This is a genomic window from Streptomyces sp. NPDC030245, from assembly GCF_055572995.1.
In genome coordinates this window covers 211126-228965 of the sequence record NZ_JBVICF010000008.1, presented here as the reverse complement: position 1 = coordinate 228965, position 17840 = coordinate 211126, and the positions used below count along the sequence as shown (strand labels likewise).

Genomic DNA, 17840 nt, shown 5'->3' with positions numbered 1-17840 from the left:
GACCAGGGAAAAATGAGGCGCTACGGAGAGTGACTACTCCTCGACGAGCAGCTTCTCCCGCAGCTGCGCGAGCGTGCGCGCAAGGAGCCGGGAGACGTGCATCTGCGAGATGCCGACCTCCTGCGCGATCTGCGACTGCGTCATGTTGCCGAAGAAGCGCAGCAGCAGGATGCGCTTCTCGCGCGGGGGCAGGTCCTCCAGGAGGGGCTTGAGCGACTCGCGGTACTCGACGCCCTCCAGGGCCTCGTCCTCGGCGCCCAGGGTGTCCGCGACGGCCGGTGACTCGTCGTCCGTGTCGGGGACGTCCAGGGACAGCGTCGAGTACGCGTTCGCGGACTCCAGGCCCTCCAGGACCTCCTCCTCGGAGATGGCCAGCTTCTCGGCCAGCTCATGCACCGTGGGGGAGCGGCCGTGCAGCTGGGACAGCTCGGCCGTCGCCGTCGTCAGCGCGAGCCGCAGCTCCTGGAGGCGGCGCGGGACGCGGACCGCCCATCCCTTGTCGCGGAAATGCCGCTTGATCTCGCCGACGACCGTCGGGGTCGCGTACGTGGAGAACTCGACGCCGCGCTCCGGGTCGAAGCGGTCCACGGACTTGATCAGGCCGATCGTGGCGACCTGGGTGAGGTCGTCGAGGGGCTCGCCGCGGTTGCGGAAGCGGCGGGCCAGGTGCTCGACGAGCGGCAGGTGCATGCGGACCAGCTGGTTGCGCAGCTCCGCGTACTCCCGACTGCCGCCGTCCAGGGTGCGCAGCTCGATGAACATCGCGCGTGCGCCGCTGCGGTCCTGCGGATCGTGCCGGCCGTGCTGGTGCTCGCTCATGTTTCCCGCCCGTCGCCCGCCGCCCCGGCCGGAGAGCTGCTCGAGCTCGTCCTTGGCGGTCGGCTCTGCCTGCTCCGACACATCGGCCACCCTCAGCGGACCCGGCTGGTCCGGCTCCTCCGGGTGCGGTTTGGCCTGCTGCTCGGGGATTCCGGTGGTCATGCGGCGCATCCCCTCCCTGCCGGCGGCGGGCAGCCCTTGTGTGCCGCGCTCTTCGTCCCGCACCGGCCCGTCCCCGTCCTTCACGCCGGCCCGGGTCCCGCGCCGCGCTTCTTGTAGAGGCTGATCGAGACGGTGTTGTCCTCGGCGACCTTCGAGTCCACCTGGCCCGCGAGGGCCGACAGCACAGTCCAGGCGAAGGTGTCCCGCTCCGGGGCCCGGCCGTCGGTCGTGGGTGCCGAGACCGTCACCTCCAACGAGTCGTCGACGAGCCGGAAGACGCAGCTGAGCACCGAGCCGGGCACGGCCTGCTGGAGCAGGATCGCGCAGGCCTCGTCGACCGCGATGCGGAGGTCCTCGATTTCGTCGAGAGTGAAGTCCAAACGCGCCGCGAGACCGGCAGTCGCCGTCCGCAGCACCGACAGGTAGGCACCCGCAGCAGGAAGGCGGACCTCCACGAAGTCCTGATTCCCGGGCTCGCCTGCGATCTGGGACACCCTCACCTCCAAGGTGGTACAAGCACTTTCGGGGTTCCGGGACCGCCGCCCAGCGGTGGTCCGGACTGCGTCACACGGGTAACGCACCACGTCGTTCTGCGGTGACGCTACCGCGCTCCCCAGCTCCGTGTCCCGGGGACCCCGCCTTGATGCTGTCACTCATAGTAAGCATATGAGTACGGACAGTGGCTAGGGGTCGCGCAAGCCCAATTGGAAACAACAAGCGCCGGGTTGACGTACCCAGGCGTCAGACGATCGAACCGTCCACGAAGCACCAGCGCCAGCTCTCCCCGGGCTCGAAGGTCCTCATCACAGGGTGTGAGGTCTCCTTGAAGTGCGCCGTCGCGTGCTGGAAGGGCGAAGAGTCGCAGCAGCCGACATGACCGCACTCCAGGCACAGCCGCAACTGGACGGGGTGGCTGCCGGCCGCCCGGCACTCCAGACACGTGTCGCTCAGCGGGGCCACCTCGGGGTGCGGCAGCGCCGCGACGTGCGGGCACTCGTTCATGATTGCCAGGTTACGACGGGAACGCGGAGGGCGGAGGGGTCTGCCGATGGATGTATTGCCCTTGGTGGGGCTGATCGCGGCGAGCGCCGTGGTGGCCGGGGCGGCGCGCAGGACCCCGGTGCCGGCGCCGCTGCTCCTGGTCGGAGCGGGGCTCGTCGCCTCGTACGTGCCCGGAGTGCCCGACTACCACCTCGATCCGCACATCGTGCTGCCGCTGATCCTGCCGCCACTGCTGCACACGGCCGCCCTGGAGAGCTCCTATCTGGACCTGCGCGCCAACATCAGACCTGTCGCGCTGCTCTCCGTCGGGTACGTCCTGTTCGCCACGGTCGCCGTCGGCTGGCTCGCCTATCTGCTCGTCCCCGACCTGCCGCTGACCGCCGCACTCGTCCTCGGCGCGGTGATCGCGCCCCCGGACGCGGTCGCCGCGACCGCCATCGCGCGCAGGGTGGGACTGCCCTCACGGATCACCACGATCCTCCAGGGCGAGTCCCTGGTGAACGACGCGACCGCGATCACCGCCTTCAAGGTGGCCCTCGCGGCGGCGGTCGGCGAGGGCGCGAGCTGGTCGGGCGGGGTCCGGGAGTTCCTGATGGCCGCGGTCGGCGGGGTCGGCGTCGGGCTGCTCCTCATGGTGCCGATCCACTGGCTGCGCACCCACCTGAAGGAGACGATGCTGCAAAACACGCTGTCCCTGCTCATCCCCTTCGTCGCGTACGCCGCCGCGGAACAGGTCGGCGCCTCCGGAGTGCTCGCCGTGGTCGTCGTCGCCCTCTACCTCGGCCACCGCTCCTGGCAGGTCGACTTCGAGACGCGGCTCCAGGAGGCCGCGGTGTGGAAGGTCGCCGGGTTCATCCTGGAGTCGGCGGTCTTCGCGCTCATCGGCCTGCAACTGCCCGTGGTGCTCAAGGGGCTCGGCGAGTACAGCGTGGCGCAGGCGGCCTGGTACGCCGTCGGGGTCTTCGTCTTCGTCGTGGTGGCGCGCTTCGTGTGGTCGTATCCGGCGACGTACCTCCCGCGCGTGCTGTCGGCGCGCATCAGGGAGCGCGAGGGCGACATGGACTGGCGGCGGCCGCTGATCGTCAGCTGGGCCGGGATGCGCGGCGTGGTGTCACTGGCCATCGCCTTCTCGATCCCGCTCACCATGGAGGACGGGGAACCCTTCCCGGCGCGCAACCTTGTCTTGTTTCTTACGTTCACCACCGTCATCGGAACGCTCGTCGTGCAGGGTCTCTCGCTGCCCTGGCTGATCCGTGTCCTGAAACTGCCCGGACGTGACGCGCAGGCGCAGACGCTCGCCGAGGCGCAGGCGCAGAACGCCGCCTCAGAGGCCGCGGAGGCCCGGTTGGCGGAACTCATGCAGGACGAGCGCAATGGCCTGCCACAGCCCCTCCAGGACCGTCTGCGCACCGTCCTGGAGCGGCGGCGCAACTCGGTGTGGGAGCGGCTGGGCCAGGCCAACCCGGTGACCGGGGAGTCCGCGGACGAGACCTACCGCCGCCTGGCGCGCGAGGCGATCGCCGCGGAGCGCGAGGTCTTCGTGAAGATGCGGGACGAGCGGCGCATCGACGACGAGATGATGCGGACGCTGCTGCGCAAGCTGGACCTGGAGGAGGCGGCCGCCCACCGGGAGATCGAGGAGTGAGGCGGTCTACTCGGCGCCGGACGCGGCGGCAGGCCCGGCAGGCTTCTCTCGGGCGCCGGTGATCACCGCGGTGAGGCGCGTGCCGGGCGGGAAGACGCCCTCTTCGGAGAGGACGGTCAGGGCGTACAGGAGCTTCGCGACGTAGAGGTGTTCTACGGAGAGACCGATTTCGCGGCCGTGCCGGTCCTCGAAGTCCTCGGCGAAGGCGATGAGCTCCGGTGGGGTGCGGGCGTAACCGCCCCAGTGGAAGCGGTCGTCCAGGCGCCAGTTGGCGGTCGGCCCGCCGAACGTCCGCCGTTGCAGGGCCGCTATGTCGTCGCCCAGGAAGCCGCCTTTGAGCACCGGTATGCCGAGGGCCCGCCGGTCCGGGCCGAGTCCGGCGGCCAGACCCGCGAGGGTGCCGCCGGTGCCGCACGCGACGGCCGCCACGTCGGTGTGCTCGCGCAGCTCCTCGCCGAGGGCCGTGCAGCCCCGCACGGCGAGGGTGTTGCTGCCGCCCTCGGGGATCACGTAGGCGGCCGGGGCGTCGGCCTCGCGCAGAATTGCCGCAAGGGTCTCCGGCTCGGCCTTCCATCGGTACGTGGCCCGGTCGACGAAGTGCAGGCGCATGCCGTCGGCCGCGCAGCGCGTCAGAGACGGGTTGAGGGGGCGCCCGGCGAGTTCGTCGCCGCGGACGACGCCGATCGTGGCGAAGCCCAGGAGGCGGCCCGCCGCGGCGGTGGCGCGCAGGTGGTTGGAGTAGGCGCCGCCGAAGGTGAGGAGAGTGCCGTGGCCGGCGTCGGCGGCGGCCCGCAGGTTCAGGGCGAGCTTGCGGTACTTGTTGCCCGGCAGGTCACGGTGGATCAGGTCGTCCCGCTTGAGGAGCAGCTGGACTCCGCGACGGGCGAAGCGGTCGTCCGTTATGGGCTGCAACGGGGACGGCAGCCGGGGGTGCAGGTCGGACCGGGGGTGCGGGCCGGTGGGCGGGGTGGGACACACCCCGCCATTGTCTCCCGCGGCACGGGGGCCGACAGGGGGGAGCCCTTCGCCGGGGGCTCCCCGGGTGTTCCTCGGCGCCGGGGACCTGCGTGGCCTGCGGGGCCTGTGGGCGTTACTTGAGGCGCTCCCCGATGCGCTCCCGCATCGAGTCCATCGTGAAGCCGCGAGGGTCTATCTTACCCGGCTGCCACTCCAGGTGACCGATCACCGAGCGCTCCGTCCAGCCGTGCACGCGGCACACCGCCGCCGAGGCCTTCTCGATGGCGGCCAGCTGTTCCTCGGGCCACGGGTCCTCGCCGTCGCCGAGGTTCTCGCACTCGAAGCCGTAGAAGTGGCGGTTGCCGTCGGTGTTCGCCTCGTTGTCCGGAGGCAGCCGCTTCTCGGCGATGACCGCGCGCAGGACGTCGTCGTCGCCGAGGCCGGCGTGGTTGGCGCGGCCGTAGCCGACGAGGTGGACGCGGCCGTCCTTGGTGATGACGCCGTGGCAGAGCGGGCCGGGGAGCGAGGCGTAACCGTCGCGGCAGATCTCCACCGTGCGCTCGCTGCCCGAGGTCACGGTGTGGTGGATCACCACACCGTGCACGGGACCCCAGGGCCCCTTGTGGTTGCGGTTGTGGTGCGCCCAGTCGCCGACCTCGACGACGGTCAAGCCTTCGTCCTGCAAGGCCTGTAGAAACGCGCCCGCGGACATGGGTGGGGCCATGACCCCTCCTTTTGCAAGGCGGACGGCCGCCGGTCGCGGCCGCCTCGTATGCCCTGCTTGTACCGGAACTCCGGTGCCCGGACCAGTTGTTCGGAATCGAACCGAGGCCTGTTCGGGCACCGTGCGAGCCGATCCGGTCAGTTGCCGTGCAAGAAGGCGTCCCCGTGCGTCGCGACATGGGACTCCACGGCTTGCAGCGCCTCCTGGGTGGCCTGCGAGGAACCGGTGCCCCGGCGCTCCGCGAAGTACGCGGCGCCGAGCTTCTTCAGGAGGGCGTCGCCGGCCCGCTTCTCCTGGACCTCGTCGATCTTCTGCCTGCCCTGGGTGAGGCCCCGCTGAGCCTGCTCTTTCGCGCGATCCAGGAAGCCTGCCATTGCTGTCTCCTGCCGGTCGGTGCGGTGCGTTTCCCGCGTGGGGTTCAACGGTGTCGCGGATCTTGGAGTTCCCCGCGACTCCCGAGCCCATCAGGCTGCCCGGCGCGACACCTCCCGAGTTGCGCCGAACGGGTGGAAACACCCCGCGTGCCCCGCAGAAGCGTGATCCATTCCCGCTCGTTTGTGTAATGGCGCCGCCACGATCCGTGCTGGAAGGCTTGGGCGGGCACATCACCGCATGCACCGATCACCGCAGGCACCACATCACCGCAGGCAGATCACCGCAGGTATTTCGGGAGGGCAAAGCCATGTCGGTAGGCGAAGAGATCCGGACCGAGTCGGATCAGCCGCAGCAGAGCCTCGGCACATCCGCCGCACGGAATCTGGCCACCACCACCAAATCCGCGCCGCAGATGCAGGAGATCAGCTCCCGCTGGCTGCTGCGGATGCTGCCCTGGGTCCAGGTGCAGGGCGGCACGTACCGGGTGAACCGCAGGCTGAGCTATTCGGTCGGTGACGGCCGGGTGACGTTCGTGAAGACCGGCGACCAGGTGCAGGTCATCCCGGCGGAGCTCGGCGAGCTGCCGGTGCTGCGGGACTTCGACGACCAGGACGTGCTGGGGGAGCTGGCACAGCGCTGCCAGCAGCGCGAGTTCGCCGCGGGCGAGGTCCTGACGTCCTTCGGCAGCCCGGCGGACCAGGTGTTCCTGCTCGCGCACGGCCGCGTCGAGAAGGTCGGCACGGGTCCCTACGGCGACGACACGGTGCTCGAGACGCTCGCCGACGGCTCCTACTTCGGCGAGCAGGCGCTCATCGACTCCGAGACCATCTGGGAGTACACCGCGCGGGCGGTGACCGCGTGCACGGTCCTCGTCCTGCCCCGCCAGGACCTCGAGCAGATCGCGGAGCGCAGCGAATCGCTCCGCGGTCACCTCCACCGGCTGCGGTCCCTCCCGGCGCAGCGCACCAACAATTTCGGCGAGGCGCCCATCGACCTCTCCGCCGGCCATGTCGGCGAGGCCGTGCTGCCGGGCACCTTCGTGGACTACGAATCGGCACCGCGTGAGTACGAGCTGAGCGTCGCCCAGACCGTGCTCCGCGTCCACACACGCGTGGCCGACCTCTACAACCAGCCGATGAACCAGACCGAGCAGCAGTTGCGGCTGACCGTCGAGGCGCTGAAGGAGCGCCAGGAGCACGAGCTGATCAACAACCGCGAGTTCGGCCTCCTGAACAACTGCGAGTACGACCAGCGGATCCAGCCGCACGACGGCGTGCCCAGCCCCGACGACCTGGACGAACTGCTCAGCCGCAGGCGCGGGTCCAAGCTGTTCCTCGCGCACCCGCGCGCGATCTCCGCGTTCGGCCGCGAGCTCAACAAGCGCGGACTCGTCCCCGAGACCATCGACATGGCAGGCAACAGGATTCCCACCTGGCGGGGGGTGCCGATCTTCCCGTGCAACAAGATCCCGGTCACCGAGGCCCGCACCACCTCCATCATCTGCATGCGTACGGGCGAGGAGGAGCAGGGCGTCATCGGTCTGCGCCAGACCGGCATCCCGGACGAGATCGAGCCAAGCCTGTCCGTACGGTTCATGGGCATCAGCGAGCAGGCGATCATCTCCTACCTGGTGTCGACCTACTACTCCGCCGCGGTGCTCGTGCCCGACGCGCTCGGCGTCCTGGAGAACGTCGAGATCGGCCGCTGGACGTGACCCCGCGGCCGTGTCCCCGGGCGCGGCACGGGGTACACCCCCTCCGTACGCGCCCACAGTCCGAGGAACAGCCACCGTCCGCATCCTTCGCGGGGTGAGTCCATGGCGGACACGACGACGGACACGGCAGGCACGACGGCGGGCGCGGTGGTGGACACAGGGGCTGTGCGGGGTGTGCCGGGCGCCGGCCCCGGGGGCGGCGACGGGTGCGAGGCCGTGGAGCTCCTGGCATCGACGCGGGCGCACGTCGATCCGGAGCTGCGCCGGGCGATCGACACGCTGCCCGGGTCGTTGCGCCGGGTCGCGCTCTACCACTTCGGGTGGGAGCACGCGGACGGCACACCGGCCGCCGGACACGCGGGCAAGGCCATCAGGCCCGCCCTCGTGCTCACCGCGGTGCGGGCGCTCGGCGGGGAGCCCGCACTCGCGGTGCGGGCGGCGGCCGCCGTGGAGCTTGTCCACAACTTCACACTGCTGCACGACGACGTGCTGGACCGCGACACCACACGCAGGCACCGGCCCACCGCCTGGACCGTGTTCGGCGTCGCCGACGCGATACTCGCCGGTGACGCCATGCAGGCGCTGGCGCAGCGGCTGCTCGCCGACGACCCCCACCCGGGGGCCGCGGTGGCGGCCGCCCGCCTCGCCACCTGCGTCATGGAGCTCTGCGCGGGGCAGCACGCGGACTGCGAGCTGGAGCGCCGCGGCCCGGACGAGGTCACGCTGGACGAGTGCCTGGCCATGGCCGAGGCGAAGACGGGGGCGTTGCTCGGCTGCGCCTGTGCGCTGGGGGCGGTGTACGCGGGGGTGGGGCGTGAGGAGGTCGACGCGCTGGACGAGTTCGGACGGGAGGCGGGGCTCGCGTTCCAGCTCATCGACGACGTCATCGGGATCTGGGGCGATCCCGAACACACCGGCAAACCGGCGGGCGCCGACCTGGCCTTCCACAAGAAGTCCCTGCCGGTCGTCGCGGCCCTGGCGTCGGGCACGCCGGCCGCGGCCGAACTGGCCGAGCTGTACCGGAGGCCGCCCGGGGGGACGGAGGGAGATCGGGAGAGCGCGGCGTGCGCGGCCCGCGCGGTGGAGAGTGCGGGCGGCCGTGACTGGGCGCAGGTGCACGCGGCGGACCGGATGTCCCGCGCGATCGTGCAGCTCGCGAGGGCGGTTCCGGACCCGGAAGCGGCGGGAGGGCTGCTGGCACTCGCCGAGTTCGTGACGCGGCGTACGCATTGAAGGCGTGCGTTGAGGGGCGCATCGGAAAGCGGACTGGAGGGTTCATTGATGGGCGCGTCGGGAGGGGGTGTTGGGGGCCTTCGGTGGGAGTGGGGGTGATCACTTAGGCTGCAACCGGCAGCCCGCGCCGAAGAGTTGGCGAGTGGGTGGGCGCGCCGTCGGATGCGGGCGAGTGGTGAGGGGCGGGCTATGGGCGTGGCGATCCGGAGAGCCGGAGAAGGTGACCGGGAGGACGTGGTCCGGCTGCTCGACGCGGCGTTCATGCAGGATCCGGTGAGCAGTTGGATCTTCCCGGACGAGGAGGACCGGGTCCGCACCCACGGTGCGTTGATGGGTGCGTTCTTCGACATGGCGCTCAGCGAGGGGTACGTCGACGTCACCGAGGACGGCGCGGCCGTGGCCCTGTGGTGGTCCGTTCCCGCGGGCGAGCACCACGAGGGCGATGACGACGGCCCGGCCCAGCTGCGCCAGGCCGTCGACGCCGACAACGAACGCGTCGAGACGGTCGGCAGGCTGACCGACGCGATCCACCCGACCGACCGCGCGCACGAATACCTCCACCTCATAGCCGTACACCCGGACCGGCAGGGCGAGGGGCTGGGCACGGCACTCGTCACCTCCGTACTGGAACGGTGCGATCGCGAGGGCCTGCACGCCTACCTGGAGGCGAGCAACCCGCGCAGCCGCGACCTGCACGCGCGCCTGGGATTCGCCTTCATGGGGACGACGCTCGATCTGCCCGACGGCCCCCGGATGTGGCCCATGTGGCGCGAGCCGCAGACGGCAGGGGCGCCCACCGACTAGCAGCCGGTCGCAGGGCTGCCCCGGCGGGCCGAACCGCAATACTCTGAGCGGCATGGGCAGCGAAGGGCCACGGCCCGGCCCCGCACCGCAGGACGAGCCGGTGTGCGAGGCCTGCGGAGGGCCGGTGGGTACGGCGATCCGGCGGCGCAAGGTGCTCGGGGTGTTCGTCCCCGTGTGGGGCCCCGGGCCGTGCCGCAACGCGCAGTGTGAGGCGTGCGTCGACGAGGCGGACGCGGAGTCGGCTCGGCCGGGAGGCAGGGCGGGCGGTCGCGCGAGCGCCAGGCGTTCCCGGTCGCGGCACGGCAGGCACGGCAGGAGGTCCGCCGGGCCCGGCGAGAGCGAGGGCAAGTGACGCAGTAAGGGCAAGCCATGCACCTCCCGTCGCCCCGTCGCCCCGTCGCTCGGGCATTTGGTCGGCCCTGATAGTGACGGCGGTAGGGTCCCCGACGGATCGGTGGTGATGCCGGCGGGGGAGGGGTGGGATGAAGGCGCGGTGGGGCGTACTCGCCCTGGCGGGTGCGGTGTTGGCGGGGTGCGGATCGGGTTTCGGTGTCGCCGGTGCGGGGGCGGACGGCGACGCGCTGCCCGCGTATGCGCGGGAGCCCGGAGTGCCACGCGTGCAGAGCGAAGGCGATATTCCGAAACTGCCCCTGGATCGCTATGAGTTGAGCAGCGGAGAGGAGAAGCGTCTGGGGCAGGCGCGTAATCGGTTGCCGCGGAAGTGCATGCGGGCCCTGGGGTTCGACGACTTCCCGCTCGACCCAGGGTTCCCGCTCGGGGTCCGTATGGCGGACTCCTTCACCTCGACGATGGTCCAGGTGTCCCCGTACGGGACGCTCGACCTCGACCGGGCCCGCCGCTGGGGCTACGGCCTCGACCCCGACCGCGCGAAGGCGCTGCAAGCGGAGCTGCGACCGACGGGACGCGAGCTGACGTGGCGGGAGAACGAGGCGCTGTACGGACCCGACACGGGCAAGGGCGGCCGCTCGGTGAGCGGCCGGAAGGTCCCGGAGGGAGGCTGCGCCGCGGAGGCGACGCGGCGGACCACGAAGGCCGTGGCCGACCCGGGGCGCCTCTGGGGTTACGTGCCCCAGCGCATCGAGAAGATCGACAAGGCCGTCGCCGAGGACGGCCGGGTGCGCAAGGCCTTCCGCGACTGGTCGCGCTGCGTCGAGGACAAGGGCTTCAAGCGGTACGAGAACCCGGCGATGGCCTTCAGCGACAAGGCATGGCGGAAGGGGCGCGAAGACGGCAACACCGGGCGTACACCACGGGAGTTGGGCACGGCGGTCGCCGACGTCGAGTGCAACCGGAAGCTGAACACCGCCGGTGTGTGGTGGAGCGTAGCCAACGAGAAGCAGCGCGCGGACCTGCGCCGGAACAAGTCCCGGTACGAGGCCGTGCGCAGGGACCAGGACCGGGTGCGGGCCGAGATCCGCGAGGTGCTCGGCGAGAAGTGATGTGACGTGGTGCGTCGTGGTGTGGTGTGGCGTGCTGGGTCGTGGCGTGGTGTGTCGTGACGTGCGGTGTCACGCTGCGAGGTGACGTCCGCGCGTCCGTCCGTTCGCCCGTTCGCCCGTTCGCCGTGGTGACGGGCCACTCGGGCGTTCCGTTGCCGCGTGATAGACACAGGGGATGACGATCTGCGGTCGGGTGTTCGACGCCGTGCTGAGTGACCTCGACGGCGTGATCCGGTTCTACGACATGGCGGAGCTGGAGGGGCTGGAGCGCGCGGCCGGGCTGCCGGCGGGCAGTACAGCCGAGATCGCCTTCAGGCCGGAGACCGACATGCCGCTGATGCGTGGCGAGATCACCAGGGAGCAGTGGATCGCGGCGATCGCGGACGGACTCGCCGACCGGGTTTCGTGGGTGCGTGGGCACGAGCTCGGGACGGCGCTGGCCGAGACCAAGTTCCGGGCCGACGACGCCGTGGTGGGGCTGTTGCGGCAGGTCCGCGCGGCCGGGCTGCCCGTGCTGCTCGTCACCAACGCGACGCCGTGGCTCGCCGACGATCTCGCCCTGCTCGGTCTCACCGGCCCTGACGGCTGCCTCGACGACGTCATCAGCAGCGCCGACCTCGGCATCGCCAAGCCGGACCGCCGCATCTATGAGACGGCTGCCGAGCGCGCCGGAGTCGCCCCCGACCGCTGCCTCTTCGTGGACGACCGGCAGGAGAACGTGGACGCGGCCGTCGCGCTCGGCATGACCGGCCTGCTCTACCGCGAACCGGCGGAGCTGCGCGCGGCGTTGGTGCCGATGCTCTGAGCGCGGTGGCCGCCACGATGGACGGCACACCGTCGCGGGGTGGACGGGATACCTCATCGGGTGCAGGCTGGCCGGTCGCTCGGCGCGGGCGCTGAAGCATCCTGACGGCACACGGTTGACGCGACCGTACGACGGTGTCGACGACGCGGCCGGCCGTCTACCTTCGGCGCACCGCGTCCAGCGCCGGTGCGATGGCGGCGAAGACCCGGTCCGTCAGTGCGGCCGGGTCCTCCGCTCCGTCCCCCGTGCTCCATCTTTGCAGCACGGCCCCGAAGGCGGACAGGGCGAGGCGCGCCGCGAGTCGGAGGTAGAGGTCCGTCCGTGGGTCCAGACCGAGGCGGTGGGCTAGTTCCTCGGCGAGTTCGTCGCCCCACTGCGCCTGGCGCGCCGGGAAGCGGGCGTGCAGGGCGGGACTTTCGAGTATCAGCTGCGTGATGCGCAGGGCTTGGCCGGGGCCCTTGCCGGGGCCGGCGCAGGTGATCGCGTCGAACCCCCTCCGGGCCAGCAGCCGCAGCGCGGCCGACGTCAGCGCGTACGGGGCGAGTTGGCGCTTGCGTCGGGCCAGGCTCACGCGCCCTACATGGCATTTGGGGTACGAGATGGCATTGAAAGCATCTCTTGACACTCAGTGTCACGCAGGGCAACTTGTGTCGTATGAGTAATCAGCGTGGCTGGACCGCCGAGCAGATCCCTGACCAGAGCAACCGAGTCGCCGTCATCACCGGGGCCAACAGCGGCCTGGGTCTCGCGACCGCACGGGCCTTGGCGCGCAAGGGCGCGCACGTGATCCTCGCCGTGCGCGACGAGACGAAGGGCCGCGCCGCGGTCGAGAGGCTCACCGCCGAGATCCCGGGCGCCACCCTGGAGGTGCGGCGGGTCGACCTCGCGGACCTGGACTCCGTACGCGCCTTCTCCGACAAGCTGCACGCGGATCACGCGCGCCTGGACCTGCTCGTCAACAACGCCGGCCTGATGGCGCCGCCGAAGCGGCTGCTGAGCCCCCAGGGTCACGAGGTGCAGTTCGCCGCCAACCACCTCGGCCACTTCGCGCTCACCGGGCTGCTGCTCGACCTCCTGGAGGCCGGGGACGACCCCCGCGTCGTGACCGTGAGCTCTCCCAACCACCGTCAGGGTCAGCTGTTCTTCGACGACATCAACGGCGAGCGCAAGTATGCGCCGATGGGCTACTACAACCAGTCGAAGCTGGCGAACGCCGTCTTCGGCTGGCAGCTCCACCAGAAGCTGACCGCGGCGGGGAGCCCGGTGCGCAGTCTGCTCGCCCACCCCGGCTACACCGCGACCAACCTCCAGACGGGCTCGCCCGCGGGCATGGTGAAGTTCCTGTTCGGGCGGCTGCTGCTGCCGCTCGCCCAGACGCCGGACCAGGGCGCGCTGCCCACGCTGTTCGCGGCGACCGACCCGAGCGTCACGGGCGGTCAGTTCATCGGCCCCGACGGCATGGCCGAACTGCGCGGTGCCCCGAAGACGGTGGAGCTCGCGCCCCGGGCCGCGGACGCGGAGAGCGGCCGCAGGCTGTGGGACCTCTCGGAGGAACTGACCACCGTGCGCTTCGCGTTCCGCGCCGCCGCCTGACCGGCGCGGGGTGAAGGGCGCGGAGGGTGGGTGGGGATGCCGGTGGGGGCGGATACGCCTGTGCGGGTGGGTGGGCACGATGTGCGGGTGGGGGCGGGCCCGGATGGCAGTCAGGGGTGAGTGAAGGTGACCACGAAGGCCGCGGGCAGCAGCGCCTGGATCCGCCGGTACCGGCCGGGGAGCCCAGGGCGGCGGACCGGGTCGCCTGCGGCTCCTGTTGAATTGCCGGATGGACGAGAACGGAGCGGCCCAAGTCGCCCTCGCGGCACGGTTCGAGGAGCACCGGCCCCGCCTGAACGCGGTGGCCTACCGCATGCTCGGCTCGCTGGGCGAGTCCGAGGACGCGGTGCAGGAGGCGTGGTTCCGGCTGAGCCGCACCGAAGCGGGGCCGGACGCGGGGGAGGTGCGGAACCTGGGCGGCTGGCTGACCACCGTCGTGGGCCGCATCTGCCTCGACCTGCTGCGCACCCGGCAGTCCCGGCGCGAGGACTCCCTGGACGCCTCCATGCAGGCCTTCGGCGAGACGCACGTCCCGGACCCGGTCGTGACGCGCTTCGGCACGGCCGACCCCGAGCAGGAGGTGCTGCTCGCCGACTCGGTGGGCCTCGCGCTCCTCGTCGTACTCGACACGCTCGCGCCCGCCGAACGCCTCGCGTTCGTGCTCCACGACATGTTCGCCGTCCCCTTCGACGACATCGCGCCCATCGTGGAGCGCTCACCGGCCACGACCCGGCAGCTGGCGAGCCGCGCCCGCCGCCGCGTGCGGGGTACGGCGCCCGCGGCGGAGACCGACGTCGCCAAGCAGCGCGAGGTCGTCGAGGCGTGGCTGGCCGCCACGCGCGCCGGTGACTTCGACGCGCTCCTCGAACTCCTCGACCCCGACGTCGTGCTGCGCGCCGACACCGGCGAACTGTCGTCCGGCCTCTCCAAGGTGGTGCGCGGCGCCGCGGCGGTGGCCGGGCAGGCGGCGATGTTCGCGCGGGCCGCCGCGGACCAGCAGATGGTGTTCATCAACGGCATGCCGGGCCTGATCGCCCTCCCCGGCGGCGAGCCGGTCTCGCTCGGCGCCCTCACGGTCGTGGACGGCCGCATCGTGGAGATCGACATCATCGCGGACCGCGAGCGGTTGCGACGCCTGACCCGGGCCCTGACGGGCGCTTGAGCCGTCATCGGGTGGAGGAGGCGGGGGTGGTGGACGCGCCGCTGGTGCGGCGCACCACCCGCAGCAGATAGTCCTTGCGGTGGAGTGGATCGTGGTCCGTCCGTTCGCGCCTCGGGACGGTGCCGCCGCGCACCGGCTGGTAGTGGTCGAAGGCGGACTCCAACTCGCCCTCACCGCGCGTGAGTCCGGGCAGAAGCTGCTCCAGCGCGTGCACCTGCTGCGCGGGGATGTCCCCTTCCAGCCGGTACGAGGCTCCGTCCGTCGTCGGGGAGTGCGGGACGGCGCACAGCCGGGAGAGTACGGGCAGGACTGCCCCCACCGTGTCGGCGGGCACGTCGAGCCGGAAGCGGTGCATCGGCTCGTGCACCACCGTGCCCGCCCTCCGCAGCGCGTCCATCAGGACCAGCGGCGTCAGGTTCCGGAAGTCCCCGGCGGTGCTGGACATGCTCTTGTCGAACGTCCCGTGGGCGTGGCTCTGCCGCGGCCAGTAGCCGGCGTGCGTCATCGTCACCGTGCAGTCGGGGATCTGCCAGCCGTACAGACCCTGGTCCAGCGTCTCCCTGACGGTCTCCTCGACGGCACGGAAGAACGCGTACGGCATCGACCCGAGCTCCACCCCGAGCCGGAACGCCACCCCCGCCCCGACCGGTGCGGGCTCCACCCGCAGCCCGACCGTGGCCAGGAACGGATTGGGGTCCGTGTCGATGATCTCGAAGGCCGCGCCGATGCCGACGACCCGCTCCACGCAGATCGTCGTGGTCTCCCGGAAGGAGACGTTCAGCCCGAAGTCCTCGGCGAGCGTCGCCTGGATGACCTCCTTCTGGACCTCGCCGTAGAGCGAGACCGACACCTCCTGACGGATGTCGTCCTGCCGCAGGCCGATCAGCGGATCCTGCTCGGCGAGCCGGGTGAGCGCGAGGTGCAGGGCGCCGCGGTCGGCGGCGCGCAGCGGGCTGACGACGGTCTCCAGGGTGGGCGGCGCGAAATGCCGCGCACCCGTCTGATCCCCTTCGCGCGGTACGCCGATGACATCCCCGATCCGTACGTCCCCGAGCCCCCGCACCTTCCCGATCTGCCCCGCGCGCACCTCGTCACGCGGCACGTCGGTGCCCTGCTCGAAGACGCTGACGCCGGTGACCTTGCCTTCCGGGAGGCGGTCGCGGACGCGGACGGTGCCCGAGAACATGCGTACGTAGGCGATCTTCTCCCCGGCGGCACCACGCTCGATCTTGAAGACGCTGCCGGATGCGGGAGCGTCGGCGTCCCCGCGGTGTGAGGGCAGCAACTGCCGGATGCCGCCCAGGAGTTCGGGCACGCCCGCCCCGGTGGTGGCCGACCCGAAGAACACGGGGTGCACGAGCGCGCGCCGGGTCTGCCGGGCGAGTTCGGTGCGGAGCCGGTCGTACGAGAGGGACGTCGGGTCGTCGACGTACGCGGCGAGGAGCGCGTCGTCGTGTTCGGCGAGGAGTTCGGCGAGCCGCGCGCCGAAACCTTCGTCCCTCTCTGTGAACGGGGCGAAGCGTGCGTCGCGTGTACCGATACGGGGGACGGACCCCATCGGGACGACGTCGGGGGTCAGCCGCTCGGCGATGTGCCGCAGTACGCCCTTGCGGCGGGCACCGCGGCGGTCCGCCTTGTTCACGAAGATCAGCGTGGGGATGCGCAGCCGGCGCAGTGTCCGCAGCAGGACGCGGGTCTGCGCCTGGACGCCCTCCACGGCGGAGACCACGAGCACGGCGCCGTCGAGCACGCTCAGGACCCGCTCCACCTCGGCGATGAAGTCCGGGTGGCCGGGGGTGTCGATCAGATTGACCGTCGTGCCGCCGACGGAGAAGGAGACGACGGCGGACTTGATGGTGATGCCGCGCTGTCGTTCCAGGGCGAGGGAGTCGGTCCGGGTGGTGCCGTCGTCGACGCGGCCGATCTCGTCGATGACACCGGCGGCGTGCAGGAGCCGCTCGGTCAGGCTGGTCTTACCGGCGTCGATGTGGGCCAGGATGCCCAGGTTCAGAGTGTGCGGGGCAGTTGAATGCACGTGGCGTCATGTCCTTGGGAGAAGAGGCGATTCCTTTCGCGTGGGACATGCACGAACGCCGCATTTCCTTCTCCTTTGCAGATCCGCAGACTCCACCGGACTCTTGTCGGGCTCTTGCTGGGCTCTTGCCGGGCTCTCGCCGGCCCTCCGGCTGCCGCCAGTGCAGCAGGCCCCCGCCGGAGGCGGCAACCGATTTACGCCCCCGAGGCCCCCGAGGCCTCCGCCGCCCCCGGCACCCCGGGCGCTCCCGGCACCCCCGGCGAGAGCGCCGCGATTCGATGCCGTCCGGCCAGCCGCAACACGATCGCCGCGTACCCGCAGAGCATCACCACGTCGACGGCCACCGACATCCCGGCCATGTCCGCGGCCGTCTCGTCGGAGGCGAGGGCGCCGGCGATCGCGGCCGAGACGCCCATCGCCAGCAGGTTGTTGAGCACGTGCAGGCCGATCGCCGCCTCGAGGCCGCCGGTACGGACCGTCAGGACCCCCGCGACCACGCCGAACACCACCAGGTCCGCGAAGCCCCACGGCGTGCCCCAGCCGTGTGCCGCGGCGAACAGGACGGCCTGCGGCAGGACCGCCACCCACGGCGAGCGGCACCAGGCGCCGACCGCCTGGACGAGCCAGCCCCGGAACGCGTACTCCTCGGCCGAGGCCTGGAACGGCACGAGCGCGCACACCATCGCGAGGCCCAGCAGGAAGTCCGGCGCACCGGCCCACTCCGCGCCGTCCGTGCCGCCGCCCGACGCCTCCGGCAGCAGCAACATGACGCCGAGCGAAGCGGTGACCAGCGGCAGCCCGACGGCCATGCACCGGCCGAGCCAGCGCCACCGCAGCCGTCCCGTCACCGACGACAGGGTGCCCGCCGGGCGGCGCTGCGCCCAGCGCGCGGCGAGGAACACCACGGGGGTGATCAGGGCGAGCGACAGCAGGCCCTGGGCCGTCTCGCCGATGCCGCCCCACACGTGGAACCCGTCCTTGCCGACGGGCCGGTCGAGGACCGCTCCCGCGATCTCGCCGAAGAGCAGCACCAGCAGCATCACGACGACGGTGCCGCCGAGCACCAGGCAGGTGCCGGCCAGCGGCCGCCACCAGCGGTGCCGGCCGGTGGACAGGGCGAGGCGGTGGTAGGGGAGCGGCGGCGCGGGGGCGGGCGGCACCGGGGCGTAGGGCGGGTGGGGCCAGGGGGTGTTGTACGTGGGGTGGGGCGGGTGCGGAGGGTGGTGCGGGCCTGGGAGGTGGTGCGGGCCGGGGGAGTGGTGCGGGTGCGGAGAGTGGTGCGGGTGGGGCGTCGTCGTCATGCCCACCAGCTTTCCGTCGGTGCCGGGCCCGGACGTCGGCCGCCCGTAC

At 71.6% G+C, this 17840-nt stretch carries 18 protein-coding genes; 9 read left to right on the top strand and 9 right to left on the bottom strand.

The window, feature by feature from the left end:
- Positions 1-33 precede the first annotated feature (33 nt).
- From ACZ4Z4_RS22625 to ACZ4Z4_RS22615, 3 genes are all read right to left on the bottom strand, one after another.
- The gene (locus ACZ4Z4_RS22625) at positions 34-1044 is read right to left on the bottom strand and encodes an RNA polymerase sigma factor SigF (protein WP_468330462.1); all 1011 of its coding nucleotides are present in this window, start codon (positions 1042-1044) and stop codon (positions 34-36) included.
- Between the two features lie 17 nt (positions 1045-1061).
- Complete coding sequence (locus tag ACZ4Z4_RS22620; protein ID WP_468329959.1) at positions 1062-1475, bottom strand: ATP-binding protein; 414 nt, start codon at positions 1473-1475, stop codon at positions 1062-1064.
- A 247-nt stretch (positions 1476-1722) separates the two neighbouring features.
- Positions 1723-1983, bottom strand: a complete 261-nt coding sequence (locus tag ACZ4Z4_RS22615; protein ID WP_362996288.1) for a UBP-type zinc finger domain-containing protein — start codon at positions 1981-1983, stop codon at positions 1723-1725.
- Positions 1984-2029: 46 nt separating this feature from the next.
- On the opposite strand from ACZ4Z4_RS22615, the gene ACZ4Z4_RS22610 reads away from it, so the two are divergent.
- Positions 2030-3628, top strand: coding sequence for a Na+/H+ antiporter (locus ACZ4Z4_RS22610; protein WP_468329955.1), 1599 nt, complete (start codon positions 2030-2032; stop codon positions 3626-3628).
- Between the two features lie 6 nt (positions 3629-3634).
- Here the strand turns inward: ACZ4Z4_RS22610 and ACZ4Z4_RS22605 are convergent, their stop codons facing one another.
- From ACZ4Z4_RS22605 to ACZ4Z4_RS22595, 3 genes are all read right to left on the bottom strand, one after another.
- Positions 3635-4606: a 1-aminocyclopropane-1-carboxylate deaminase/D-cysteine desulfhydrase gene (locus tag ACZ4Z4_RS22605; protein WP_468329952.1), complete on the bottom strand. Its 972-nt coding sequence runs from the start codon at positions 4604-4606 to the stop codon at positions 3635-3637.
- Positions 4607-4718: 112 nt separating this feature from the next.
- Positions 4719-5309, bottom strand: a complete 591-nt coding sequence (locus ACZ4Z4_RS22600; protein ID WP_468329949.1) for an N-acetylmuramoyl-L-alanine amidase — start codon at positions 5307-5309, stop codon at positions 4719-4721.
- 137 nt (positions 5310-5446) lie between these two features.
- On the bottom strand, positions 5447-5683 hold the full coding sequence (locus ACZ4Z4_RS22595; protein WP_468329946.1) for a hypothetical protein: 237 nt from the start codon (positions 5681-5683) through the stop codon (positions 5447-5449).
- 308 nt (positions 5684-5991) lie between these two features.
- Between ACZ4Z4_RS22595 and ACZ4Z4_RS22590 the strand changes: the two genes are divergently transcribed.
- From ACZ4Z4_RS22590 to ACZ4Z4_RS22565, 6 genes are all read left to right on the top strand, one after another.
- A complete protein-coding gene (locus ACZ4Z4_RS22590; RefSeq protein ID WP_468329943.1) occupies positions 5992-7398 on the top strand; it encodes a family 2B encapsulin nanocompartment shell protein in 1407 nt (468 codons plus the stop codon).
- 102 nt (positions 7399-7500) lie between these two features.
- Positions 7501-8631 carry a family 2 encapsulin nanocompartment cargo protein polyprenyl transferase gene (locus ACZ4Z4_RS22585; RefSeq protein ID WP_468329941.1) on the top strand — a complete coding sequence of 377 codons (1131 nt, stop codon included), beginning with the start codon at positions 7501-7503 and terminating at the stop codon, positions 8629-8631.
- A gap of 189 nt (positions 8632-8820) precedes the next feature.
- Positions 8821-9435, top strand: a complete 615-nt coding sequence (locus ACZ4Z4_RS22580; protein ID WP_468329938.1) for a GNAT family N-acetyltransferase — start codon at positions 8821-8823, stop codon at positions 9433-9435.
- Between the two features lie 52 nt (positions 9436-9487).
- Positions 9488-9787, top strand: a complete 300-nt coding sequence (locus ACZ4Z4_RS22575; protein WP_468329935.1) for a hypothetical protein — start codon at positions 9488-9490, stop codon at positions 9785-9787.
- 130 nt (positions 9788-9917) lie between these two features.
- Entirely contained in the window at positions 9918-10895 is a 978-nt protein-coding gene (locus ACZ4Z4_RS22570) for a hypothetical protein (protein ID WP_468329932.1), read from the top strand.
- 175 nt (positions 10896-11070) lie between these two features.
- The gene (locus ACZ4Z4_RS22565; RefSeq protein WP_468329929.1) at positions 11071-11700 is read left to right on the top strand and encodes an HAD-IA family hydrolase; all 630 of its coding nucleotides are present in this window, start codon (positions 11071-11073) and stop codon (positions 11698-11700) included.
- Positions 11701-11857: 157 nt separating this feature from the next.
- Here ACZ4Z4_RS22565 and ACZ4Z4_RS22560 read toward each other — a convergent pair whose 3' ends face one another.
- The gene (locus ACZ4Z4_RS22560; RefSeq protein WP_468329926.1) at positions 11858-12271 is read right to left on the bottom strand and encodes an acyl-CoA-like ligand-binding transcription factor; all 414 of its coding nucleotides are present in this window, start codon (positions 12269-12271) and stop codon (positions 11858-11860) included.
- A gap of 83 nt (positions 12272-12354) precedes the next feature.
- Here ACZ4Z4_RS22560 and ACZ4Z4_RS22555 point away from each other — a divergent pair, with 83 nt between their 5' ends.
- Positions 12355-13293, top strand: coding sequence for an oxidoreductase (locus tag ACZ4Z4_RS22555; RefSeq protein WP_468329923.1), 939 nt, complete (start codon positions 12355-12357; stop codon positions 13291-13293).
- 229 nt (positions 13294-13522) lie between these two features.
- Positions 13523-14455, top strand: a complete 933-nt coding sequence (locus ACZ4Z4_RS22550) for a sigma-70 family RNA polymerase sigma factor (protein ID WP_468329920.1) — start codon at positions 13523-13525, stop codon at positions 14453-14455.
- Positions 14456-14459: 4 nt separating this feature from the next.
- Here ACZ4Z4_RS22550 and ACZ4Z4_RS22545 read toward each other — a convergent pair whose 3' ends face one another.
- Together ACZ4Z4_RS22545 and ACZ4Z4_RS22540 are read right to left on the bottom strand one after the other, a co-directional pair.
- The gene (locus tag ACZ4Z4_RS22545; RefSeq protein ID WP_468329917.1) at positions 14460-16490 is read right to left on the bottom strand and encodes a GTP-binding protein; all 2031 of its coding nucleotides are present in this window, start codon (positions 16488-16490) and stop codon (positions 14460-14462) included.
- 194 nt (positions 16491-16684) lie between these two features.
- Positions 16685-17791 (bottom strand): lysostaphin resistance A-like protein, encoded by a 1107-nt coding sequence (locus ACZ4Z4_RS22540; RefSeq protein ID WP_468329914.1) that lies wholly within the window; start codon positions 17789-17791, stop codon positions 16685-16687.
- Between the last annotated feature and the right edge of the window lie 49 nt (positions 17792-17840).